General features: G+C 47.7%; 1 protein-coding gene. It reads right to left on the bottom strand.

Annotated elements, in window-relative coordinates; translation table 11 throughout:
• Positions 1-281: 281 nt before the first annotated feature.
• Positions 282-1,286 (bottom strand): IS110-like element IS4321 family transposase, encoded by a 1,005-nt coding sequence (locus ACHHZ7_RS25385; protein ID WP_000427623.1) that lies wholly within the window; start codon positions 1,284-1,286, stop codon positions 282-284.
• Positions 1,287-1,364: the final 78 nt, after the last annotated feature.

Raw genomic sequence — 1,364 nt, 5'->3', positions numbered from 1 at the left:
ATAAGGGGTCGTCTCAGAAAACGGAATCTATGGTCACTCCCGTTTTTGCAACACCGATTTTGACGACAAGTTGGCTTGCTTGAATCTATCCGGCGTCTGAATGGGATTTTATTCCCGCGCCTTGATGAGTTCCGCGCCTGATGAACCTCCAGAAAATATACGGCTTCAATGAGCCTTTCCGTTTTACAGGTTCCTCAACAGGCCGGTGGGCCGTTAGTATCATCAATATCAGTATTCGCAAAACCAGATCAGTAATTCTTTAAACCGGTGTATTTCTGCCGTTATGCTACATAAGTTTGCTGTCGTGCCGTTAGGGCCCAGGCTATTCTGGCCAGCTTGTTTGCCAGAGCACAAGTGACGACAAAGTTGCTTTTCCGGCACAGTAAATCCCTGACCCAATCGGCCAATTTGCCAGACTGGTGTTCCAGTTTTTGTATGAATACCCTGGCACATTGAACCAACAAAGTTCGGATCTTTTTATTACCTCGCTTACTAATTCCCAGCAATGTCGTCCTACCTCCCGTGCTGTACTGCCGAGGTACAAGCCCTGTTGCCGCCGCAAAGTCACGGCTGCTGGCGTACTGCTTCCCGTCGCCAATCTCAGTTGAAATAGTACTCGCTGTCAGTGTTCCGACGCAGGGAATGCTCAGCAAGCGCTGTCCAACCTCATCTTCGTCCAACTTTCGTTTCAACTGGGATTCCAAATCTTTAATCTGCTCAACAAGATAGTGATAATGCTGTTGTAATTTCAGCAATAACTGGCTGAGGTAAAGAGGCAAACTATTATCCTCAAGAATGGTACTCAGTCGGCTAATAACGGCAGCTCCTCGGGGAACGCTAATGCCAAATTCCAGCAGAAAAGCATGCATTTGATTGGTTGTTTTTACCTTATCCTGAACCAGGGATTCACGGACACGATGCAGAGCCCGCATTGCCTGCTGAGATTCCGTTCTGGGCTGCACAAAACGCATAGACGGACGCGATGCAGCTTCACAAATAGCTTCGGCGTCGACAAAGTCGTTTTTATTGCTTTTAACGAACGGGCGGACAAATTGTGGTGATATCAGCTTTGGGGAATGCCCCAACTCTTCCAACTTGCGTGCCATAAAGTGAGAACCGCCACAGGCTTCCATTGCGATGGTTGTAGCGGGGCATGTCGCCAAAAATTCGATCAACTTTGGCCGGGTAAATTTTTTACGGTAAACAGCCTTCCCGCGACGATCCTGGCAATGAATATGGAAAGAGTTTTTACCCAGATCGATACCAATGAGCGCAATGTTTTCCATGATAGTTCTCCGAATGAAAGCCTGTCCTCAGCATAGTACCGGGAAGGAGGGAGTGACCATCTCATTAAATAAAGCACG

It is taken from the genome of Citrobacter freundii complex sp. 2024EL-00216, assembly GCF_043945515.1.
Lineage (GTDB): Bacteria > Pseudomonadota > Gammaproteobacteria > Enterobacterales > Enterobacteriaceae > Citrobacter > Citrobacter portucalensis.
The sequence above is the reverse complement of the archived record's forward strand: the minus strand, read 5'-3'. Positions and strand labels throughout refer to the sequence as shown.

Excerpts from the sequence above, each read along its gene's own strand:
- ACHHZ7_RS25385 (WP_000427623.1), bottom strand. The coding sequence starts at position 1,286 with ATGGAAAACATTGCGCTCATTGGTATCGATCTGGGTAAAAACTCTTTC.